Raw genomic sequence first — 21,257 nt, forward strand, 5'->3', positions numbered from 1 at the left:
TTTTTTTAGTTGCGACCGCTCTCTAGCGATTCGATGAATATTTTTAAATCTTCTATATTTTTTAATCCAGGCGCTCGTTCAAATTTACTGTTCACATCTATGGCGAAGCAGTTTTTGGAAGCTGGACTGTTTAAAAACTCTTGTAATTTTTCTTTGGAATCCAATCCAATGCCACCACTTAAAAAGTAGGGTTTGTTGGATGGGTAGTTTTGCAAAACGGACCAGTCAAACGCATAGCCATTGCCGCCAGGTAATTTTCCTTTGGTGTCAAAAAGAAAATAATCGCAGACCTCTTCATAATCTTTCAATAGATCAAAATCAAAATCATCCTTGATGGAAAATACTTTAATGATTTCTAGCTTTGTCAGGTCGAGCGCAGTCGAGACCTTATTCTCCTGGGATTCTTTCTGGTTTCTCGACTGCGCTCGAAATGACAGAAAGCTCTTTTTTAGTTTTTGGCAATAATCGGCACTTTCCTTACCATGGAGTTGTACCGCGTTTAATTGATATTGCTCAACTTTTTGGATGACTTCATCCAAAGGTGCGTCTACAAAAACTCCCACTTTTTGGATGGAACTGGGCAATTCGGGCATTTCTCCCGAAAAATATCGAGAGGATGGCTCCCAGAAAATAAAACCCAAATAATCGGGTTGCAATTTTGCTACCTCGATGGGGTTGTGGTTCATGCCGCAGATTTTTAGTCTCATAGTGCTGTTCTTTGTCATTTTGAAATGTCAGATTGAGCCCTTCGACTATGCTCAGGATAAACTAAAGTCGAAATCGAAGTGAGAAATCTAGTGTGAGATTTCTCAATCGCTACGCTCATTTCGAAATGACGTTATTTTTTTAATTCATCAATAAATTTTTTTGCATTTTCACCCGGATTGTCCGTCTTCATAAAATTTTCCCCGATTAAAAAACCTTTATAGCCAAACGCTTTTAAATCCCGAATGGCCTTAACCGAACTAATGCCGCTCTCGGAAACTTTCACAAAATCATCAGGTATTTTAACCGATAATGATTTGCTGATGTCCAAATCAACTTCAAAAGTTTTAAGGTTGCGGTTGTTTACTCCCAACATATCCAAACTTGGCATTAGGGATTTTTCGAGTTCTTCTTCATTATGTACCTCAAGCAATACATCCAGTCCCAAACCTTTGGCCAGTTCGGACAAGGTTTTTATCTCTTCTTTGGACAGAATAGCGGCAATCAATAAAATTACGTCTGCACCATAAGCTTTGGCTTCTATAATTTGATATTCATCTATGATGAACTCTTTTCGCAAAATGGGAATGTTGGTGGATGCCCTTGCGAGCACCAGATCATCCAACGAGCCGCCAAAGTACTTGCCATCAGTGAGTACGGATATTCCGCAGGCACCTGCATTGGTATAACCCTTGGCCACATCCTGTATACTTAAACTTTGATTGATTACAGATTTGGATGGGGAACGGCGTTTGTGCTCCGCAATAATCCCCGAGTTGCTCTTGCGCAATACTTCTGCCAAGGAGACGGAGGTGCGTTCCATCATTACCGAGGCCTCCAATTGGGGCAGGGTTATCAGAGATTTTTTTAAATCGACTTCTTGGCGTTTATCGGCTACTATTTTGTCTAGTATGTTCATGCTGTTTTTGTCATTCCACCCTGATGTGGAATCTAATTTTTTTATTTCTGTTGGATTCCTGCTTTCGCAGGAACGACATTTGTTTTTTTGTCATTCTGAACGCAGTGAAGAATCTCATATAATGACACTATTCATTACTCAATTCTTGCAACTTTCTCAAAGCTTCCAATCCTTTGCCGCTAAGCAACGATTCTTTTGCTTTTTCAAACCCTTCCTTGGGTGTGATGCCTTGTGTAGTGGCAATGGCCACCCCTGCATTGGCGCAAACCACGTTATTTTGGGCCTCGGTGCCCTTTCCTTGCAAAATACTCATGAATATCTGGGCGGATTCAGCTACATCTTCACCTCCGGTTATTTCCTGTTGTGAAATTTTTTCTACTCCAAAGTCAGCGGGCTTCAATATGGCTTCGGTATTGTTGGAAATGGTCTTGGTGTCACCCGTCAACGAGATTTCATCATACCCATCCAACGCGTTTAAAACGGTGAATTTTTTATCCGTATTCTGATAAAGGTAACCATACATTCGCGCCAATTCCAGATTGTACACACCTACCATTTGGTTTTTCGGGAATGCTGGGTTCACCATAGGTCCCAACATATTGAAAAATGTTTTCACGGCCAATTCCCTTCGGATGGGTGCCACATTTTTCATGGCGGGGTGGAAGAGTGGAGCGTGGAGCACGCAGATACCTGCCTCTTCAATGGTTTTCTTTAAAAAATCAGCATCATTACTGAATTTGATGCCCAAAAACTCCATCACATTGCTACTCCCACATTTGGAAGAAACTCCATAGTTTCCGTGTTTGGTCACGTGGATTCCCGCACCAGCCGTTACAAAAGAAGCCAAAGTGGAAATGTTGAAGGTGTCTTTTCCATCCCCGCCGGTTCCGCAAAGGTCGATTGGGTCGTATTCGGCAAGGTCAACAGCCAAGCAAAGTTCCAATAGGGCATCACGGAAGCCTTCCAGTTCCTCAATGGTTACGCTCCGCATCATATAAACGGTTAAAAAAGCGGCTATTTGTGAGGTGTTGTATTCTCCATTGGCAATGTTCACCAAAATTTGCTTGGCTTCCTCCTTGGGGAGTATTTCGTGATTTATTAATTTATTTAATGTCTCTTTCATTTTAGTATTTTATCATTCCACTTGGATGCTGAGCGGAGTCGAAGCATGATGTGGAATCTTTCATTTAATTAGGTTTGTTTGAATTCCTGTTTTCCCTTCGACTCCGCTCAGGGTTCCGTAGGAATGACATGGAATTAGCTTTCCAACCAATTTTTTAGCATTTGTTTTCCTTCGGGCGTTAAAACCGATTCTGGATGAAACTGTACAGCGGTCACGTCGTATTCTTTATGTCGAAGTGACATAATTTGTCCGTTCTCATCTACCGCGGTGATTTCCAGTGTATCGGGTAAATTCGGGTCTACTACCCAAGAGTGGTACCGCCCTACCTGAAGCGTTTTGGGCATATCCTTATAAATAGGATCGTCTTTGGTGATGGTTATGGTGGTGTCAACCCCATGGTAGACTTGGTCTAAATTGATTAAGGTACCTCCAAAGACCTCACTGATGGCTTGTAGGCCCAGACAAACGCCAAAAATACGTTTAGTTGGTGCGTAGGTTTTTATGATTTCCTTTAGCAATCCTGCTTCATCGGGAATTCCTGGTCCAGGAGACAAAACCACATAGTCAAACGGTTCTACCTCGTCCAAAGTAAGTTGGTCGTTTCGTTTTACGGTCACCTCGCAATCCAAATCTTCTAGATAGTGCACCAAGTTGTAGGTGAAGCTATCGTAATTGTCTATCATTAAAATCTTTCTTCCCATGTTTAGATAGTTTCGGCAATTTCCAGCGCTTTGTTCAATGCGCCCAATTTGTTGTAGGTTTCTTGGAGTTCATCGTCCGGGTTGGATGCTGCCACCAAACCTGCCCCTGCTTGGTAATACAGTTCGTGGTCCTTGCTCAAGAATGTCCGGATCATAATGGCGTGGTTAAAGTTGCCATCAAAATCCATGAACCCGATGGCCCCACCGTAATAAGACCTACTGGTTTTCTCGTATTTTTCAATAAGCTGCATGGCCATGTGTTTTGGGGCGCCGCTCAAGGTCCCAGCAGGGAACGTATCGGCGACCACTTTCATGGTAGTGCTGTCCTTTTTCTTTTGCCCGGTCACTTTTGAGACTAAGTGGATAACGTGGGAGAAATATTGTACTTCTCGATAAGTTTCCACTTTTACGGTATTTCCGTTGCGGCTGAGGTCGTTTCGAGCCAAATCCACCAACATTACGTGCTCGCTGTTCTCTTTTTCGTCCTGTGCCAATTTTTTTGCCAGTTCGGCGTCCTTTTCATCGTTACCGGTACGTTTGTAAGTTCCGGCAATGGGATGTATTTCAGCTTTGCCATCTTTTACGATAAGTTGTGCTTCGGGAGAGCTTCCAAATATTTTAAAGTTGCCGTAATCAAAATAGAACAGGTAAGGGGAGGGGTTAATGGAACGTAATGCCCGGTAAACATTAAATTCATCTCCTTTAAACCTTTGTTTGAACCTTCTGGAAAGCACCAATTGAAATACATCGCCACGTTGGCAATGCTTTTTGGCCAAGGCTACCTGGTCTTTGTAATCTTCATCCTTTAGGTTTGATTCTGGCTCACCTTCTTTATTAAAGTTATAGGATGAAAAAGTGCGGACATTGAAAAGTTGTTCAATCTCATCTACATTGCTCTCGGTGTTGTAACAATGTGCGAACAAATAAGCCTCGTTCTTAAAATGATTGATGGCAATGATGTTCTGATACACCGCGTAATAAATATCCGGAATGTTCACCGAATCTTCTTTTTTGGAAATCGCTACGTCTTCAAAATAGCGAACGGCATCGTAGGCCATATACCCGAACAGTCCGTTGTATATAAACTTGAAGTCCTGCCCGCCGGCAGGCAAGGTGTTCTGAGTGGTTTTGAATAGCTTTCCAAAGTTGTGGATGACCTCGGTCACATCGGTTTCAGGTGTAATTTCCGCTACTTCTTTGGTTCCATCTGGAAACCTTTGTGTGATGGTTTCGTTCTCAACCTTGATAGATGCAATGGGATTGCAGCAGATGTACGAAAAGCTGTTGTCGTTAGCGTGGTAATCGCTACTTTCCAAAAGGATGCTGTTTGGAAATTTGTCCCGAATTTTGAGGTAAACACTCACGGGCGTAATGGTGTCCGCAAGAATTTTTTTGTAGTGTGTTGTTAATGAATAAGTCATTTCGTTTCTATTTCCACGCAGGTGGAAATCTTTTTTTGGTTAATCAAAGAAATAGGTTAAATCCTTCCAATCTGGATTGAAATCGTTTATCAGGTTTATTTTCCAGCTCCTATTCCATTTTTTTAATTGTTTCTCTCTTCGAATGGCTGGCATTGGGAAATTAAATTTTTCATAATAGACTAATGTTTTAAGATTATATCTACTGGCAAATTTGCTGCCCACGCCATGTTTGTGCCTGTACATTCTCTTTTTCAAATCGTTTGTATAGCCTATATAAATGGTTCCCATTTTCTTGTTTGATATGATATAGACATAAAAACTCATTTTCAACATTTAGGATTTCCGCCTTCGCGGAAATTATAACTAAAGCCGTAAAAAAGAAAAAGGCCTGTCGTGATGACAAGCCTCTTATATGATAATAATGGGGACTTAGCTCACGACGTTCGACGTAAGTTTATCCACCACCAGTTATTTGCTATTCTGTTAATCATTGCATCAAATATAGGGATGAAATTTTAACGGCACAACATTGTTTTGTTTAAAATTAAAAATCGCGTCCGAGAATTTATCGGACGCGATTTTTTACACACTAAACAGGTGTTGATTACATCTGTAGATCAACTACCAAATCAAATTCGTCATAGATCAATTTATCCTTGGCCGTTCCAATGATTCCTGATCCGTATTTTACATCGTATTTAGTCCTGTCAACCTTCAAAGTCGCAGTTGCTTTGTCTCCATAAACAGAAACGTCGAAAGTGATAGGCTCAGTTGTGCCCTTAATAGTGAGGTCACCTTGTACTTCGTAAGAATTTTTCCCAGTGGATTTGACCTTAGTGAAAGTCAATGAAGCAGTGGGATGATCGGCAGTTCCAAAAAAGTCATCAGACTTAAGATGTCCGTCCAATTTGTCTTTGTACTCACCTTCCAAATCTTGGGTGTTGATACTTGACATATCCACTACAAAGTTACCGCCAACCAATTTCTCACCATCAAATTCCAAGGCACCAGACTCTAGGCTGATAGTTCCATTGTGGGAACCACCTACTTTATAACCTTTCCAGGTTACGGTACTCTCGGTAGTCTTCACTTCTTTGGTTTCTTTTTCGATTGGGTTTGCGATGGCAGAAGCACTAAATAGGGTAACCAATGTTAAACTTAAAATTGTCTTTTTCATGATTGTGTTAAATTTCTGTTTTTAATTGTAAAGGGTTAAAATTTATATAAGCGTAAATAATTCTTCTTTTGATTTTCTCACTTTGGGCAAATGTTGGGTCTCATCTTCTTCGGAACGATAACCCACGGCCAAAACAACTGCTGCGTTGAGGTTTTTACCCTCTAGTCCTAAAATCTCATTGTATTTGTCAGATTCAAAGCCTTCCATAGGGCAGGTGTCTATTTTAAGTTCTGCCGCGGCCTGCATCAAATTGCCGAAAGCAATATATGCCTGTCTAGCGGTCCAATTACTTTTGGTCTCTGTTGGCAGATCTATCAATTTGGATTTCATAAAGTCGGAATATCCTTTTAGTCCTTCTTCGGGGATATTTCTGGTTTCACTCACATTGGCCAAAAAATCGTCGACCAATTCCTCCCCGAATTCAGTGGCATTTGCAAATACGATAACGTGAGATGCATCTGTAATTTGTGATTGATTCCACGAAGCAGGTTTCAATTGTTCCTTTACTTTTTGGTCAGATATGACAAGAACGTGATAGGGTTGCAGTCCATAAGAGGAAGCACTTAAGCGTGTAGCTTCCAAAAGAGTTTCCAAATCTTCGTCCGATACCTTTTTTGTGGCATCGAATTTTTTGGTGGCGTAGCGCCATGTTCTATGTTCTAAAATGTTGCTCATTATGTCTAAAATTTATTTAATAGATGGTTTAACTGTTCCAATTCTTTTTTGTTGAAGTTTTTTAAGATAATGCTATGTGCTTTTTCCAGAGCTTCGTCCATTTGAGAAAGTGCCTTCAATCCTGAGTCTGTAATATAAATTTCTACCTTGCGCCTGTTAGATGGACACACACAACGGTTCACATAACCCTTAGTGATTAGTTTGTCCACCAAACGGGTGGTATTGCTCATTTTGGTCACCATCCTTTCGTTGATGGTAGACAGGTTTGCCGGATTGCCTTGTTGACCTCTTAAAATCCGTAAAACGTTAAATTGTTGCATGGAAACTTCAAAAGGTTTCAAAGTTCCCGTCATAACCTCATTGATCTTGTTTTGAACCAACGACATGTGGATAATCGTCCTAGGTTCCAAGGGAATCTTTTTTGAGGTTTTTATAATTTCTTCAACATTCATGTACAAACAATATTTGTATATACAAATGTATGTCGATTTTTTGTGCCCATCCAAATATTCGACCGATAAATTTTTGTTAAAGAATGGAAAAAAGAACTTACAGTACGTATTTTTAAGCATGTAAAATTCACATAATGAACAAGTTATTTGCTTTAGGGTTGATGGTTTTTATTTTTTTTGGATGTGCCGAAAAGAAAAAGGAAGATAAAGAAGTAGCAGAAACAGCTGATACAGCAACTGTTACGCAGGAAGATAATACGACCGCAGCTGTAAAGTTCCCCGTTTATGACTTTGAAGGGCTAGAACCTTTGTTGCACAAGGAGGACGACAAAACCTACATAATTAATTTTTGGGCTACATGGTGCAAACCCTGTATTAAGGAAATGCCCTATTTTGAAAGGGTGCATGCTGAGCAAAAGGACAATAATGTAGAAGTGATTTTGGTAAGTTTGGATATGCCCAATATGTGGAAGACCCGTTTGGAACCTTATGTGGAAAACAAGGGAATCCAATCCGAAGTGATTATCTTGGACGACCCCAAGCAAAATGATTGGATACCTAAAGTTTCCGAAGGGTGGGGCGGGGCTATTCCCGCTACCTTAATATATAATAAGGATAAGCGAACTTTTTACGAGCGTGGTTTCACGTACGAAGAACTGAACGAAGAGTTGAATACATTCATAAACTAATCGATTATGAAAAAAACAAAGATTTTAGGATGGTCGGCACTGGCGTTGATTTTTGTGGCAGCCTTTGCCATGGGATTCAAGGCTGCGACCGAACATAATTTTGATGCTGGTTATGAAGTTGGTGATATGGCCGCCGATTTCTCATTGAAAAACGTGGACGGAACCATGGTGTCCTTGTCAGATTTTGATAGTGCCAAAGGCTTTTTGGTCATCTTTACCTGTAATACCTGCCCTTATGCACAAGCTTATGAGGACAGGATAATTGCACTGGATGCCAAGTACAAGCCCCAAGGTGTGCCCGTAATTGCCATCAACCCGAACAACCCAAGTGCCAAACCGGGCGACAGTTTTGCAAAAATGAAAGAGCGCGCAGCCGAAAAAGGCTTCACTTTTCCATACTTGTTCGATGAAGGGCAAAAGATATATCCCCAATACGGAGCAACTCGAACCCCACATGTTTTTTTGTTGGAAAAAAAAGATTCAGGAAATATGGTAAAATATATTGGAGCCATTGATGATAATTACCAAGATGCCTCACAAGTAGATGAAAAATTTGTTGAAAATGCTGTGGATGCCATGTTGGCAGGTAATGAAATCAATCCTAAAACAACAAAAGCCATTGGATGCGGTATAAGATAAGCCGCGATAAAAATAAAACAACCAGAAATCCGAAGTAATGCTTCGGATTTTTATTTTTGTACCAATTTAAATTGAAAAAAATGTCAGATTTATCACAAGAAGAATGGGCGGAGCAACTGGAAAATGATGATAACGCCTTTATTTTGGATGTACGTACCCCCGAAGAAGTGGAAGAAGGATACATTCCCGGAGCAACGAACATCGATATTTATTTGGGCCAAGAATTTTTGGACGAAGTAGAAAAACTGGACAAGTCCAAAAACTTTTATGTCTACTGCCGATCCGGAAACCGTAGCGGGCAAGCCTGCGCCATAATGAACAGTATCGGGATTGAAAATGCATATAACTTGGAAGGTGGCTTTATGGAGTGGGAAGGCGAAGTAGTAGAGTAACCCTCCATTTATCCCAAATCAATGCGAGAAGACCTACTATATTTTATTTGGAAGCACAACAAGCTTCCAGCAAAACAGCTATGTACCGGTAACGGCGAAGCCATCGCAATCAAGGCAACGGGGATCCAAAACAGGTTTGCAGGCCCCGATTTTTTCAATGCCAAGGTTGAAATCGGTGGACAGCTTTGGGCCGGTAATGTGGAGATGCACTTGAAATCTTCCGATTGGTATATGCATCATCATGAAACAGATGAAAACTACGACAATGTCATTCTCCATGTAGTTTGGGAGGATGACATTGCTGTTTTTAGGAAAGATGGTTCCCAAATTCCCACCTTAGAAGTGCAACAATATGTTTCCGACCAACTTTTGAGTGGCTACCAAAACCTACTGGAAAATTCACGAAAGAGTTTCATTAACTGCGAAAAGGATTTAGAAGATCTTGATTCCTTTTTGGTGGAAAATTGGTTGCATCGATTGTACATTGAACGGTTGGAGCATAAGTCCAAATTGATACTGAAACTGTTGGAAGCGTCCAAGAATGATTGGGAGGCTGTACTTTTTATGCTCTTGTCCAAGAACTTTGGTTCTAAAGTGAATGGGGCATATTTTTTGGAACAGGCCCAGCAATTGGATTTTTCCATAGTAAGGAAAACAACTAACGAACCATTGCAATTGGAAGCCTTGCTTTTTGGTCACTTTGGACTTTTAAATGTTGATGATTGTTCGGATGCATACTTCCTCCAGCTCAAAAACGAATACCAATATTTGGTTCGTAAATTCGGTTTGATGGAGAATCGATCAAAACCAGAGTTTTTTGGATTGAGGCCCTTAAATTTCCCGACCATTCGGGTTTCGCAATTGGTAAACCTGTATGCTGGCGGCCACAATATCTTTTCAACATTGATGGATTTGAACAAATTGGAAGGTATTTATCAAGCCCTTGACGTTTTTGCTGGACCATATTGGGAAAACCACTACACCTTTGGCAAGATATCCAAAAAGAGAACCAAAAAATTATCCAAAAAGTTTATCGACCTGGTCATCATCAATACCATTTTGCCGCTTAAATTTTGCTATGCAAAGTATGTAGGTAAGGAGTGGAACGAAGAATTGATTGCATTGGTATCGCAATTGGGCAAGGAAGATAATTCCATCATTAAGAACTTTGATAAAATAGGTTCAAAAACACAAAATGCTCTGGAAAGTCAAGCAAAGTTGGAGCTCTACAATAATTACTGCTCTAAAAATAAATGCATGCAATGCGCCATTGGTACACAATTATTGAATAGAAATACATAATTTTAACCATGTCTTTGTTCTACAATACCCTTTACTATTTTCAAAAAAGAGGCTTTGAGGTCTGTCGTCGCATAGCGGAACGACTTGGCATTCGGGCCCGTGTGGTGCGCACAAGCTTTATCTATTTAACCTTTGTTACCCTGGGTTTTGGTTTTGCCCTGTACCTTTTTATTGCATTCTGGCTTCGGATCAAGGACCTGATCTATACAAAAAGAACCTCTGTATTTGACCTCTGATCATGATTAGATTGATACGCTCCAAAATAGTATTGGCACTTTCCTTAATGGTCGTGGTGCTTTTGTTTGGGGTATTCGGTTATAAAATGCTGTCCGATTTTACATGGATAGAGGCCATTTACATGACCATTATTACGGTAACTACCGTGGGATTTTCGGAGGTGAGGCCGTTGGATGCCAATGCAAAGATTTTTACCGTATTTTTAATCGTCACCAGTATTTTTATATTCGGTTTTGCAATTTCTGTGGTTTCGGAATATATCTTGGGAAGAAATTCGCTGGAACTACTAAAAAAGAGAAAAGTGAAGAAACAAGTAGATAGTCTTTCAAGCCATGTTGTGGTTTGCGGTTTTGGTAGAAACGGCATGCAGGCCGCTGAAAAATTGATAGCTTACAAAAAGCCTTTTGTTGTTATTGAAAAAGATAAGGAGATTATTGAAAGGCACGAAGATGATGTGTTGTTTGTGGAGGGCGATGCCAATGAGGATGAGGTGCTACTGCAAGCCGGAATCGATCGTGCACAATATTTGATCACTGCCGTGCCCGACGATGCGGCCAACCTCTTTATAGTGCTGTCCGCAAGGCAACTCAACAAGAATCTGTTTATAATAAGTAGGGCGTCGCAAATCACTTCTATAAAAAAATTGGAATTTGCCGGGGCTAACAAAGTAATTATGCCCGATAAAATTGGTGGGGACCACATGGCTTCTTTAGTGGTAATGCCCGACTTGATCACGTTTTTAGATCAACTCTCCATAGAAGGCGAACATACAACCAACTTGGAAGAAGTGAGCATTGAGGATTTTACCAATCAAATGGATTGCCATTCGCTACGGGATTTGGATTTACGAAGAAAAACTGGCTGCACAATTATAGGTTACATAGACCCGAACGGAAAATATATCATCAATCCAGAGGCAGATATGACATTACAGCCAAAAAGTAAGGTGATTGTTCTGGGAAGACCGGAGCAAATACGAAAATTAAATCAAATGTTTCAGATAGGTTAGTTAAAAAAACATAAAATTTGATAGCGTTGAATTTTTTTTAGATATTGCTGCCTTTACCATACCAAAAACTAACTAATTTCAATATATGAAGTATTTTATTACTCTATTGTCTTTTTTTGCACTAACCACAGGTTTCTCACAAGAATTGACCGTAGTGGGCAAAACCTATAATGTCTCCGATAACATAAATAATGGGGTCATAGAACTTGAAGTTGATGGTGGGGTGGAACCCTATACCTATAAATGGAGCAACCAGAGTACGCCGCTCACATCAAAAAGGGCACAAGGGCTAGTAGAAGGAATACCTTATAGTGTAGTTGTGACCGATGCTGCAGGCAATTCCATTACAAAGGAGTTTGAAATTGAGACAGAATCGATCACTGAAGTTTTCAATGGAACCATGACCCCGGCAGTAAGCGCTTTGGGGTCTGTTCTTTTTTGGGACCCCTTTGCAGCCATTGGAATATACGACCCTGTGGCCTACGCTGATGTAAAATTGATCGGTATTCCAGATTGGAGTAATGAAACCCAGGACAAATTTGTGTTGAAGGAATGGCTCAAAGAAGAAAAGGCAAGTGTTGCCAAAGGTGAGGATATTGCCATTATATCCAGTGACAAACGAGGTGATATAACCATAAAATCCAACGCCAAAGGAAAACTTTTGCAAAAGGTGAAACAGGGGGGGGTAATCTACAACTCCCAGAACCCAGAGCATGTTATAGAACAGGGAGCGCATTATTTTGCTGAAATCGAGTATGACGAACCCATCCCAATGTTGCACCCCAACGGGGACCCGATTATGAAGGGGATTCCTTTTATTGTGATTTGGTTGGTGTTTGGCGCATTGTTCTTTACCCTTAGAATGGGATTCATCAACATTCGTGGTTTTAAACATTCGCTGGATCTGGCCAAAGGAAAATATGACGACCCCGATGCTCCGGGGCAGGTAACCCACTTTCAGGCACTGGCCACTGCAGTTTCCGGTACCGTAGGTCTTGGAAACATTGCCGGTGTTGCAGTTGCTGTTTCGTTAGGGGGCGCAGGAGCTACTTTTTGGATGATTATCTGTGGTTTGTTGGGGATGTCCTCCAAATTTGTGGAGTGTACCCTTGGTGTAAAATATCGTGACATACTTCCTGATGGACGCGTATTTGGTGGCCCTATGAACTATCTGCGATATGGTCTTGAAAAAAGAAACCTGAAAGGATTTGGTAAAGTATTGGCAGGAGTGTTTGCACTACTTGCTGTAGGAGCCTCCTTTGGAGGTGGAAATATGTTCCAAGCCAACCAGTCCTTCGAGCAATTGGCAGGGCAGTTTCCTGTTTTGGCAGGCAACGGATTTTGGTTTGGTGTGGTTACCGCGATTTTGGTCGGTGTGGTCATCATTGGCGGAATTAGTAGTATTGCTAGGGTAACAGGTAAGATAGTACCAATTATGGCCTCTGTTTACATTGTGGCGGCCTTGGCGGTCATTATAATGAACATACAAAATATTGGTCCTGCATTTTCAGCCATTTTTGAAGGGGCATTAAATCCTTCGGCTTTAAAGGGAGGTATAATAGGTGTTTTGGTCGTTGGGTTCCAACGGGCAGCCTTCTCCAATGAGGCCGGTGTGGGTTCCGCGGCCATTGCACATAGTGCCGCCAAGACCAATCATCCCCCATCAGAAGGATTTGTGGCCTTGCTCGAGCCGTTTATCGACACCGTAGTGGTTTGTACCCTTACGGCTCTGGTGTTAATTTTTACCGGAATGCACGAAGTGGAGGGAATGGCCGGTGCTCAGTTGACCTCCGATGCGTTTGGTAGCCAAATCTCTTGGTTCCCTTATGTGTTGGCCTTGGCAGTGTTCCTTTTCGCATTTTCTACCATGATTTCATGGTCCTATTATGGAATGAGGGCTTGGACCTATCTTTTTGGAAAGAGCAAACGTTCCGAAATGGTCTATAAAATGTTGTTCTTGGTATTTGTGGTTGTAGGAGCCTCTGTGAGTTTAGGGGCTGTCTTGGACTTTTCGGACATGATGATCTTGGCAATGTCCTTCCCGAACATCATTGGACTTTACATCTTATCTGGTGAAGTTCGCAAAGATCTGGACGGCTATTTACAGAAATTAAAAGTCGGTCAACTCTTTAAAAAATCAAAAAGTTAAGTTTTAGCATAAACATAGCATGAGAAAACAACCCCACTTCAGGTTCAATAAACAAGAACGGAGTGGGATTTTCTTTTTGTTGCTGATAACGATTGTGTTTCAAGTTGGATATTATTATATAAAGGCCAATCCATCCCCACGGGAAACCAATTTTGTTCTCAGTGTCCATGAACAGTCTAAAATAGATAGTCTTATAAATTATAAGTCTGAAGCAGCTGTGAAAATGTATCCTTTCAACCCCAATTACCTTAGCGATTATAAAGGCTACACTTTGGGATTGTCCACCTCGCAATTGGACAGATTGTTTGCTTTTCGTGAAGAGGGCAAGTTCGTGAATTCAGCCAAGGAGTTTCAAGCCGTGACACAGGTATCGGATTCTTTGTTGAATCAAATTTCACCCTATTTTAAGTTTCCAGATTGGGTGACAAAACATCAATCCATAAAAAAGGTCGCATCAAAACAAAAAATAGCAGTAAAGCTCAGAGATTTGAATGCTGCAACGACGGAAGATTTAAAATCAATTTATGGTATTGGGGAAACACTATCGGAAAGAATCATAAAATTTCGGGATAGGCTAGGAGGTTTCTTGGTAAACGAACAGCTTTACGATGTTTACGGTCTAAAACCAGAGGTTGTGGAAAAAGCGTTGCTTAGGTTCCAAGTGTTGGAGGTACCTTCGATACAAAAAATAAATATTAATAAAGCTAGTGTGGCGGAGTTGTCCCAATTGGTTTATATCGGTAGGTCATTGGCTTTTGATATTGTTGCATACCGAGATAAGAATGGTGCGTACCAATCATTTCAAGAATTGGGTCAAGTCAATAAATTTCCTGCGGAAAAACTAGATAGAATAGCCTTATATTTGTCCTTATAAATAAGGTGGTATGATCGATATGTACTTCACGGAAGAGCATAATTTGTTCCGGGAGAGTTTAAAAGATTTTTTGCAAAAAGAAGTTGTTCCCCACATTGAAGAATGGGAGGATACTGGAAAGATTGATAGGGCTATTTGGAACAAGTTTGGGGAGATGGGCTTTTTTGGGCTAATGACTTCCGAGGCCTATTCGGGTTTGGACCTAGACCTGTTTTATACCACTATTTTTCTGGAAGAACTACAAAAGATCAATTCAGGTGGTTTTGCTGCTGCTATGTGGGCGCATCAATACTTGGCCATGACCTATTTGAACAAACTGGCCGACCATGAGCAAAAGAAAGCTTATCTAGAGCCTAGTGTACTCGGTGATAAAATCGGTTGTTTGGGGGTTTCGGAGCCTTTTGGGGGTAGCGATGTTGCTGCCATGCGCACCACGGCAGAAAAAAAAGATGATGTCTACATCGTGAACGGTTCCAAGACTTTTATTACCAATGGGGTTTACGGCGATTACATTATTCTTGCTGCCAAAACGGACAAGGATGCTGGCCACAAGGGTATCAGTATGTTTGTTATGGATAGGAATGCGAAGGGTGTTACCGCCAGCAAGCTCAACAAGTTGGGGTGGCGTGCTTCTGACACCGCAGAATTGGCCTTTGATAATGTGGAGGTTCCTGCCTCCAATTTGTTGGGTAAGGAGAACGAAGGCTTTGGCTATATTATGGAGGCCTTTTCCTTAGAGCGTTTGGTAATGGGCATAAATGCGCATGCACGGGCCGAGTTTGCCTTGGACTATGCATTGCAATATATGTCCGAACGCGAAGCGTTTGGCAAAGCCATAGACCAGTTTCAGGCCTTGCGACATAGGTTGGTGGACCTGTATTCGGATATGTTGTTGTGCAAACAGTTCAATTATGCCACAGTGGCGCAAATGGAAAAAGGTGCTTATGTTGTTAAAGAAGCGACCATTTCCAAATTGAAGTCCACCAAAATGGCTGATGAGGTCATTTACAACTGTCTTCAGTTTTTGGGCGGTTACGGTTATATTGAAGATTATCCTATGGCACGTTTGAGCCGAGATAGTAGGTTGGGGCCCATTGGTGGTGGTACTTCGGAAATTTTAAAGGAGATTTTGGCCAAAATCATTGTGGATAAAAAGGAGTACAAAAAGCGAACGGTGTAAGATGCTATCAAAAAAATAAAATATTTCTTTAACTGTTGAATATCATTTGTATATTTGCGCTCCAAAATTCTAAAAGAAAGGAGGTTGTAGCCCATGTTAATTATACCAGTAAAAGAAGGAGAGAACATCGATAGAGCTTTAAAGCGTTTCAAACGTAAGTTCGACAGAACAGGTACCATGCGTCAGTTAAGAACAAGACAGCAGTTTACCAAACCTTCTGTACAGCGTAGAGCGCAAATTCAAAAAGCACAATACATTCAAGGATTAAGAGACCAAGAAGAAGTATAGGGCTATCGCTTTAGCAAAATATATCAATCCCGTTCCAATATTGGAACGGGATTTTTCGTTTTAGCCATAGACCAATCGTAATTGCTACCTTTGATATATGTCCGTATCAGCTTTTATATCTTATTTAAGGTTGGAGAAAAATTACTCCGAGCACACTATAAAAGCGTATGAAAAGGATATTGATGCCTTCTCCAGCTTCTGCAAGGAGAATCATTGGGAGTCCAATCTGGAAAACGTTTCTTATCCGTTGATTCGAAATTGGATTGTTGCGCTATCCGACCAAGGAATTTCCAATAGGACCATCAACAGAAAAATATCCTCACTACAAGCTTATTATAAATTTTTGCTGAAGGTTGGAGAGATAGCCATTTCACCATTGGTGAAACATAGGGCGCTTAAAACCAGCAAAAAAGTGGAGGTTCCATTTTCTGAAACGGAGATGGAAACCATTTTATCCGAAATTCCTTTTGATGATGATTTTGAAGGGGAGCGCGATAAACTCATTATAGAACTTTTGTACACCACCGGCATACGAAGGGCCGAATTGGTAAATTTAAAAGTGACGGATGTAAACTTGTCCGGCCATACATTAAAAGTTTTGGGCAAACGGAACAAAGAACGTATTCTCCCATTGTTGCCATCCACCGTGGAGCAGATAAAAAACTATTTGGTCAAGCGAGCTGAACTGGAAAAGGATGTGAATTCCACACATCTAATATTAACAAAAGATGGTCTTAAAATTTATGAAACACTTGTTTATCGAACTATAAATAAGTACTTTAGTTTAGTGTCCCCGAAGGTAAAAAAGAGTCCGCATATACTCAGGCATACCTTTGCAACCCACTTGCTTAATCGGGGCGCAGATTTAAATTCCGTAAAGGAATTATTGGGTCATTCCAGTTTGGCTTCTACGCAGGTGTACACGCACAACAGTATAGCCGAGCTAAAAAAGGTACATTTAAAGGCCCACCCAAGAAACAAGAAATAAAATTCTTGTATTGTTTAACTCCGCTGTCCCAGACAGTACTAAAAACTTCGTCTTATGAAAGTAAACGCACAATCGGTAAATTTTACAGCTGATGGAAAACTCATCGACTTTGTCCAAAAACGAATGGACAAGATGGAAGTGTTCTACGACAAGGTCATTGAATCGGATGTATATTTAAAAGTTGAAAACACAAGTGCTAAAGAAAATAAGATCGTGGAAATCATGGTGTTTGTCCCTCGGGATAAATTCATGGTAAAAAAACAATGTAAGTCATTTGAAGAGGCTGTGGATTCGGCCTGTAGTTCCTTGGAAAGACAGTTGGTGAAAAAGAAGGAAAAACTGAGGGCGAAAGCTTGATGAAAATTTTTCAAAATTTATTTTGAATTAAAATATAAATATATACATTTGCAGTCCGTTAGAAATAGCGGGCTTTTTTAGTGAGTAAAAAGCGGTGAAATGCCGATATAGCTCAGCTGGCTAGAGCAGCTGATTTGTAATCAGCAGGTCGTGGGTTCGAGTCCCTCTATCGGCTCGTAAGTTACTGAAAATAAGGCGGGGGGATACTCAAGCGGCCAACGAGGACAGACTGTAAATCTGTTGGTTTTTACCTTCGCAGGTTCGAATCCTGCTCCCCCCACAAAAGTTGTTCGTCGGAACAACTGGAGAAAGAAGGTTTTTTGAAATAATGGAATCTTTTGGGTGAAAATCCAAAAAAATGCGGGAGTAGCTCAGTTGGTAGAGCGTCAGCCTTCCAAGCTGAATGTCGCCGGTTCGAACCCGGTCTCCCGCTCTAAACTTGAAACTTTGATTTCAAGATGAAGGTTGAAGTTTTGACGAGCTAGACTTGTAACTTTAAACTCTAAACCTGATAACCCATAGGCCGGTGTAGCTCAGGGGTAGAGCGTTTCCTTGGTAAGGAAGAGGTCACGGGTTCAAATCCCGTCATTGGCTCAAAACGATTTGTACACTAATATAAACTAAGATTAAAATTATTTAAAATGGCAAAGGAAACTTTTGATCGTTCCAAACCGCACTTAAATATTGGTACCATTGGACACGTGGATCACGGTAAAACTACATTGACCGCTGCTATTACCACTGTATTGGCCAACGCAGGTTTGTCTGAAACAAGAAGCTTTGATTCTATTGACAACGCTCCTGAAGAAAAAGAAAGAGGTATTACAATCAACACTTCGCACGTTGAGTACCAAACAGAAAACCGTCACTACGCACACGTTGACTGTCCTGGTCACGCGGATTACGTAAAGAACATGGTTACTGGTGCTGCTCAGATGGACGGCGCTATCTTGGTTGTAGCTGCTACGGATGGTCCAATGCCACAAACTCGTGAGCACATCCTATTGGGGCGTCAGGTTGGAATTCCACGTATCGTTGTTTTCTTGAACAAAGTTGACATGGTGGATGATGAAGAGCTTTTGGAGCTTGTTGAAATGGAAGTAAGAGAATTGCTTTCTTTCTATGAGTACGATGGTGACAATGGTCCTGTTATTTCTGGTTCTGCACTTGGTGCTTTGAACGGTGAGCAAAAATGGGTTGACACGGTTATGGAGTTGATGAAAGCTGTTGATGAGTGGATCGAGGAGCCTGAGCGTGAAGTTGACAAAGACTTCCTTATGCCAATTGAAGATGTATTCACCATTACAGGTAGGGGTACTGTTGCTACTGGTCGTATCGAAACTGGTGTTGCCAATACAGGTGATCCTGTTGATATCATCGGTATGGGTGCTGAGAAATTGACATCTACCATCACTGGTGTTGAGATGTTCCGTAAGATTTTGGATAGAGGTGAAGCCGGTGATAACGTAGGCCTTCTTTTGAGAGGTATCGAGAAATCTGATATCAAAAGAGGTATGGTTATCTGCAAGCCAGGTTCTGTTAAGCCACACGCTAAATTTAAAGCTGAGGTTTATATCCTTAAAAAAGAAGAAGGTGGTCGTCACACACCATTCCACAACAACTACCGTCCTCAGTTCTACTTGAGAACTACAGACGTTACTGGTAACATTAACTTGCCTGACGGTGTTGAGATGGTAATGCCAGGTGATAACTTGACAATTACCGTGGATTTGATTCAGCCTGTAGCTTGTAGTGTAGGTCTACGTTTCGCTATCCGTGAGGGTGGTAGAACAGTAGGTGCCGGACAGGTTACTGAGATTTTGGATTAAGTTTCATTTTTATAATAAAATTGCACTCAAGGGTGTTCCGATTTTCTCGGGATACCTTTCAGTGTAATTATAAACGGGTGTAGCTCAGTTGGTAGAGCACTGGTCTCCAAAACCAGGTGTCGGGAGTTCGAGTCTCTCCTCCCGTGCAAGTATAATACATAAAAAATCATGGTCACTTACATAAAGGAATCATTAGAAGAACTTAAGAACAATGTTACGTGGTTGGAAAGAGGTAAAGCTTCCAATCTAATGGTTATTGTAGCTGTTTTTTCCATCTTGTTTGCCTTGGCAACATGGGGGGTGGATTCCTTGTTCAGTAGCTTGATTACGTTGTATTTTGATAAGTTAATAGGATAAAGATCGGTCGATATGTCTGAGGTACTTGAAAAAAAATGGTATGTGGTTAGAGCGGTCAGTGGTCAAGAAAACAAGATCAAAGGCTATATAGAAAGCGAGGTAGAGCGTGCAGGTTTCGGCGATTACCTTGAAGAAGTTCTAGTCCCTACCGAAAAAGTTGTTCAGATCCGGAACGGAAAGAAAATCAACAAAGAGCGTGTTTACTTTCCGGGATATATCATGATAAAGGCCAATCTTGGCGGAGAAATGGTTCACATCATTCGTTCAATTACCAATGTAATCGGTTTCTTGGGCGAAGTTAAGGGTGGAGATCCAATTCCTTTAAGAAAATCCGAAGTAAACCGTATGCTAGGAAAAGTGGACGAGTTGGCTGTTAATACGGACAATGTTGCAATTCCATTTGTGTTGGGAGAAACGGTTAAGGTAATTGATGGACCTTTCAATGGTTTTAACGGAACTGTTGAGAAAATCAATGAAGAAAAGCGTAAGCTAGAAGTGATGGTGAAAATTTTCGGAAGAAAAACACCATTGGAGCTAAGCTATATGCAAGTAGAAAAAGTATAATTAGAGCTGTTACATATATAAAGCTGTGTTGCTTCCAATTGACACACTTTAAATTTAATTAGAAACAATGGCAAAAGAAGTAGATAAGGTAGTTAAATTACAAGTTAGGGGAGGTGCTGCGAACCCATCGCCACCGGTTGGACCCGCCTTAGGTGCTGCTGGTGTTAACATCATGGAGTTCTGTAAGCAGTTTAATGCTCGTACACAGGACAAACCAGGCAAAGTATTGCCGGTCGTTATCACCGTTTACAAGGATAAATCTTTCGATTTTGTTGTAAAAACACCACCTGCGGCAGTTCAATTGATGGAAGCAGCTAAGATTAAAAAAGGATCTGGCGAACCTAACAGGGTTAAAAACGGTTCAGTATCATGGGATCAAGTAAAAGCAATCGCGGAAGACAAAATGGTCGACCTTAATGCTTTTACAGTGGAGTCTGCAATGAGTATGGTTGCAGGTACGGCTAGATCAATGGGACTGAAGATAGCCGGGCAAAGACCTTTTTAAAATCTTAAAAAGCAGTAATTAAATGGCAAAGTTGACTAAAAAGCAAAAAGAGGCCCAGTCCAAGATAGATAAGAACAAACTCTATTCTCTGGAAGAGGCATCAGCTTTAGTAAAAGAAATAACCAATGTAAAATTCGATGCTTCCATTGATTTGGCAGTTCGTTTGGGTGTAGATCCAAGAAAAGCGAATCAAATGGTGCGTGGCGTGGTTACCCTTCCTCACGGAACAGGTAAAGACGTAAAGGTTTTGGCATTGGTGACACCAGACAAAGAGGCAGAAGCTACAGAAGCAGGTGCTGACTTTGTGGGGTTGGACGAATATTTGGAGAAAATTAAAGGCGGTTGGACCGATGTTGATGTGATTATCACCATGCCAAGTGTTATGGGTAAACTGGGACCATTAGGTAGAATTTTGGGGCCTAGGGGTTTAATGCCCAATCCAAAGACCGGAACAGTAACTATGGATGTTGCCAAGGCAGTTTCCGATGTTAAGGCCGGTAAAATTGACTTTAAAGTGGACAAAACAGGTATTGTACACGCTGCAATCGGAAAAGCTTCTTTCTCTGCGGACAAAATCGCAGGAAATGCTAGGGAGTTGATTGACACCTTGGTGAAAATGAAGCCTTCTGCTTCTAAAGGTGTGTACATGAGAAGTATTTACTTGTCCAGTACCATGAGTCCTAGTATTCAATTAGATCCAAAAGCAGTTCAATAACTGGTAGTTC

At 41.0% G+C, this 21,257-nt stretch carries 26 protein-coding genes and 5 tRNA genes; 22 read left to right on the top strand and 9 right to left on the bottom strand.

Going from position 1 to position 21,257, the window contains the following annotated elements:
• Window positions 1–5: 5 nt before the first annotated feature.
• The 9 genes from MURRU_RS10540 to MURRU_RS10580 all read right to left on the bottom strand — a co-directional run bounded on the left by MURRU_RS10540 (window position 6) and on the right by MURRU_RS10580 (window position 7,173).
• Window positions 6–707 (bottom strand): phosphoribosylanthranilate isomerase, encoded by a 702-nt coding sequence (locus MURRU_RS10540; protein WP_014033456.1) that lies wholly within the window; start codon window positions 705–707, stop codon window positions 6–8.
• A 131-nt stretch (window positions 708–838) separates the two neighbouring features.
• Window positions 839–1,624, bottom strand: coding sequence for an indole-3-glycerol phosphate synthase TrpC (gene trpC, locus MURRU_RS10545; RefSeq protein WP_014033457.1), 786 nt, complete (start codon window positions 1,622–1,624; stop codon window positions 839–841).
• Between the two features lie 127 nt (window positions 1,625–1,751).
• Window positions 1,752–2,747 (bottom strand): anthranilate phosphoribosyltransferase, encoded by a 996-nt coding sequence (trpD, locus tag MURRU_RS10550; protein WP_014033458.1) that lies wholly within the window; start codon window positions 2,745–2,747, stop codon window positions 1,752–1,754.
• 134 nt (window positions 2,748–2,881) lie between these two features.
• Entirely contained in the window at window positions 2,882–3,448 is a 567-nt protein-coding gene (locus tag MURRU_RS10555) for an anthranilate synthase component II (protein WP_014033459.1), read from the bottom strand.
• Window positions 3,449–3,450: 2 nt separating this feature from the next.
• On the bottom strand, window positions 3,451–4,869 hold the full coding sequence (locus MURRU_RS10560) for an anthranilate synthase component I family protein (RefSeq protein ID WP_014033460.1): 1,419 nt from the start codon (window positions 4,867–4,869) through the stop codon (window positions 3,451–3,453).
• Between the two features lie 39 nt (window positions 4,870–4,908).
• Window positions 4,909–5,193, bottom strand: a complete 285-nt coding sequence (locus tag MURRU_RS10565; protein WP_014033461.1) for a GIY-YIG nuclease family protein — start codon at window positions 5,191–5,193, stop codon at window positions 4,909–4,911.
• Window positions 5,194–5,473: 280 nt separating this feature from the next.
• Window positions 5,474–6,046 carry a YceI family protein gene (locus MURRU_RS10570; protein WP_014033462.1) on the bottom strand — a complete coding sequence of 191 codons (573 nt, stop codon included), beginning with the start codon at window positions 6,044–6,046 and terminating at the stop codon, window positions 5,474–5,476.
• A 42-nt stretch (window positions 6,047–6,088) separates the two neighbouring features.
• Window positions 6,089–6,721 (bottom strand): NAD(P)H-dependent oxidoreductase, encoded by a 633-nt coding sequence (locus MURRU_RS10575; RefSeq protein WP_014033463.1) that lies wholly within the window; start codon window positions 6,719–6,721, stop codon window positions 6,089–6,091.
• Between the two features lie 5 nt (window positions 6,722–6,726).
• Window positions 6,727–7,173 carry a MarR family winged helix-turn-helix transcriptional regulator gene (locus MURRU_RS10580; protein ID WP_014033464.1) on the bottom strand — a complete coding sequence of 149 codons (447 nt, stop codon included), beginning with the start codon at window positions 7,171–7,173 and terminating at the stop codon, window positions 6,727–6,729.
• A 134-nt stretch (window positions 7,174–7,307) separates the two neighbouring features.
• Between MURRU_RS10580 and MURRU_RS10585 the strand changes: the two genes are divergently transcribed.
• The 22 genes from MURRU_RS10585 to rplA all read left to right on the top strand — a co-directional run bounded on the left by MURRU_RS10585 (window position 7,308) and on the right by rplA (window position 21,247).
• Window positions 7,308–7,862 (top strand): TlpA family protein disulfide reductase, encoded by a 555-nt coding sequence (locus tag MURRU_RS10585; RefSeq protein ID WP_014033465.1) that lies wholly within the window; start codon window positions 7,308–7,310, stop codon window positions 7,860–7,862.
• Between the two features lie 6 nt (window positions 7,863–7,868).
• A complete protein-coding gene (locus MURRU_RS10590) occupies window positions 7,869–8,501 on the top strand; it encodes a thioredoxin family protein (protein WP_014033466.1) in 633 nt (210 codons plus the stop codon).
• A gap of 80 nt (window positions 8,502–8,581) precedes the next feature.
• Window positions 8,582–8,893, top strand: a complete 312-nt coding sequence (locus tag MURRU_RS10595) for a rhodanese-like domain-containing protein (protein WP_014033467.1) — start codon at window positions 8,582–8,584, stop codon at window positions 8,891–8,893.
• A 21-nt stretch (window positions 8,894–8,914) separates the two neighbouring features.
• On the top strand, window positions 8,915–10,195 hold the full coding sequence (locus MURRU_RS10600) for a DUF2851 family protein (protein ID WP_014033468.1): 1,281 nt from the start codon (window positions 8,915–8,917) through the stop codon (window positions 10,193–10,195).
• An 8-nt stretch (window positions 10,196–10,203) separates the two neighbouring features.
• A complete protein-coding gene (locus MURRU_RS18085; protein ID WP_014033469.1) occupies window positions 10,204–10,431 on the top strand; it encodes a PspC domain-containing protein in 228 nt (75 codons plus the stop codon).
• Window positions 10,432–10,433: 2 nt separating this feature from the next.
• Window positions 10,434–11,441, top strand: coding sequence for a potassium channel family protein (locus tag MURRU_RS10610; RefSeq protein WP_014033470.1), 1,008 nt, complete (start codon window positions 10,434–10,436; stop codon window positions 11,439–11,441).
• Window positions 11,442–11,526: 85 nt separating this feature from the next.
• The gene (locus MURRU_RS10615; RefSeq protein ID WP_014033471.1) at window positions 11,527–13,590 is read left to right on the top strand and encodes an amino acid carrier protein; all 2,064 of its coding nucleotides are present in this window, start codon (window positions 11,527–11,529) and stop codon (window positions 13,588–13,590) included.
• Between the two features lie 19 nt (window positions 13,591–13,609).
• Window positions 13,610–14,464, top strand: a complete 855-nt coding sequence (locus MURRU_RS10620) for a ComEA family DNA-binding protein (RefSeq protein ID WP_014033472.1) — start codon at window positions 13,610–13,612, stop codon at window positions 14,462–14,464.
• 10 nt (window positions 14,465–14,474) lie between these two features.
• Window positions 14,475–15,644, top strand: coding sequence for an acyl-CoA dehydrogenase family protein (locus tag MURRU_RS10625; protein ID WP_014033473.1), 1,170 nt, complete (start codon window positions 14,475–14,477; stop codon window positions 15,642–15,644).
• 93 nt (window positions 15,645–15,737) lie between these two features.
• Window positions 15,738–15,932 (top strand): 30S ribosomal protein S21, encoded by a 195-nt coding sequence (gene rpsU, locus MURRU_RS10630; RefSeq protein ID WP_014033474.1) that lies wholly within the window; start codon window positions 15,738–15,740, stop codon window positions 15,930–15,932.
• A 97-nt stretch (window positions 15,933–16,029) separates the two neighbouring features.
• Window positions 16,030–16,920: a tyrosine-type recombinase/integrase gene (locus tag MURRU_RS10635; RefSeq protein WP_014033475.1), complete on the top strand. Its 891-nt coding sequence runs from the start codon at window positions 16,030–16,032 to the stop codon at window positions 16,918–16,920.
• Window positions 16,921–16,974: 54 nt separating this feature from the next.
• Complete coding sequence (gene hpf, locus MURRU_RS10640; RefSeq protein WP_014033476.1) at window positions 16,975–17,277, top strand: ribosome hibernation-promoting factor, HPF/YfiA family; 303 nt, start codon at window positions 16,975–16,977, stop codon at window positions 17,275–17,277.
• A 101-nt stretch (window positions 17,278–17,378) separates the two neighbouring features.
• A tRNA-Thr gene (locus MURRU_RS10645) sits at window positions 17,379–17,452 on the top strand.
• A 22-nt stretch (window positions 17,453–17,474) separates the two neighbouring features.
• A tRNA-Tyr gene (locus MURRU_RS10650) sits at window positions 17,475–17,557 on the top strand.
• Window positions 17,558–17,637: 80 nt separating this feature from the next.
• A tRNA-Gly gene (locus MURRU_RS10655) sits at window positions 17,638–17,710 on the top strand.
• 89 nt (window positions 17,711–17,799) lie between these two features.
• A tRNA-Thr gene (locus MURRU_RS10660) sits at window positions 17,800–17,871 on the top strand.
• Between the two features lie 47 nt (window positions 17,872–17,918).
• Window positions 17,919–19,106 carry an elongation factor Tu gene (gene tuf / locus MURRU_RS10665; protein WP_014033477.1) on the top strand — a complete coding sequence of 396 codons (1,188 nt, stop codon included), beginning with the start codon at window positions 17,919–17,921 and terminating at the stop codon, window positions 19,104–19,106.
• Between the two features lie 73 nt (window positions 19,107–19,179).
• Window positions 19,180–19,252, top strand: a tRNA-Trp gene (locus tag MURRU_RS10670).
• Window positions 19,253–19,274: 22 nt separating this feature from the next.
• The gene (gene secE, locus MURRU_RS10675) at window positions 19,275–19,463 is read left to right on the top strand and encodes a preprotein translocase subunit SecE (RefSeq protein WP_014033478.1); all 189 of its coding nucleotides are present in this window, start codon (window positions 19,275–19,277) and stop codon (window positions 19,461–19,463) included.
• Between the two features lie 12 nt (window positions 19,464–19,475).
• The gene (gene nusG / locus MURRU_RS10680; protein ID WP_014033479.1) at window positions 19,476–20,027 is read left to right on the top strand and encodes a transcription termination/antitermination protein NusG; all 552 of its coding nucleotides are present in this window, start codon (window positions 19,476–19,478) and stop codon (window positions 20,025–20,027) included.
• Window positions 20,028–20,094: 67 nt separating this feature from the next.
• Window positions 20,095–20,532 (top strand): 50S ribosomal protein L11, encoded by a 438-nt coding sequence (rplK, locus tag MURRU_RS10685; protein WP_014033480.1) that lies wholly within the window; start codon window positions 20,095–20,097, stop codon window positions 20,530–20,532.
• A gap of 22 nt (window positions 20,533–20,554) precedes the next feature.
• Window positions 20,555–21,247 carry a 50S ribosomal protein L1 gene (rplA, locus tag MURRU_RS10690; RefSeq protein WP_014033481.1) on the top strand — a complete coding sequence of 231 codons (693 nt, stop codon included), beginning with the start codon at window positions 20,555–20,557 and terminating at the stop codon, window positions 21,245–21,247.
• Window positions 21,248–21,257: the final 10 nt, after the last annotated feature.

It is taken from the genome of Allomuricauda ruestringensis DSM 13258 (assembly GCF_000224085.1).
Lineage (GTDB): Bacteria > Bacteroidota > Bacteroidia > Flavobacteriales > Flavobacteriaceae > Flagellimonas > Flagellimonas ruestringensis.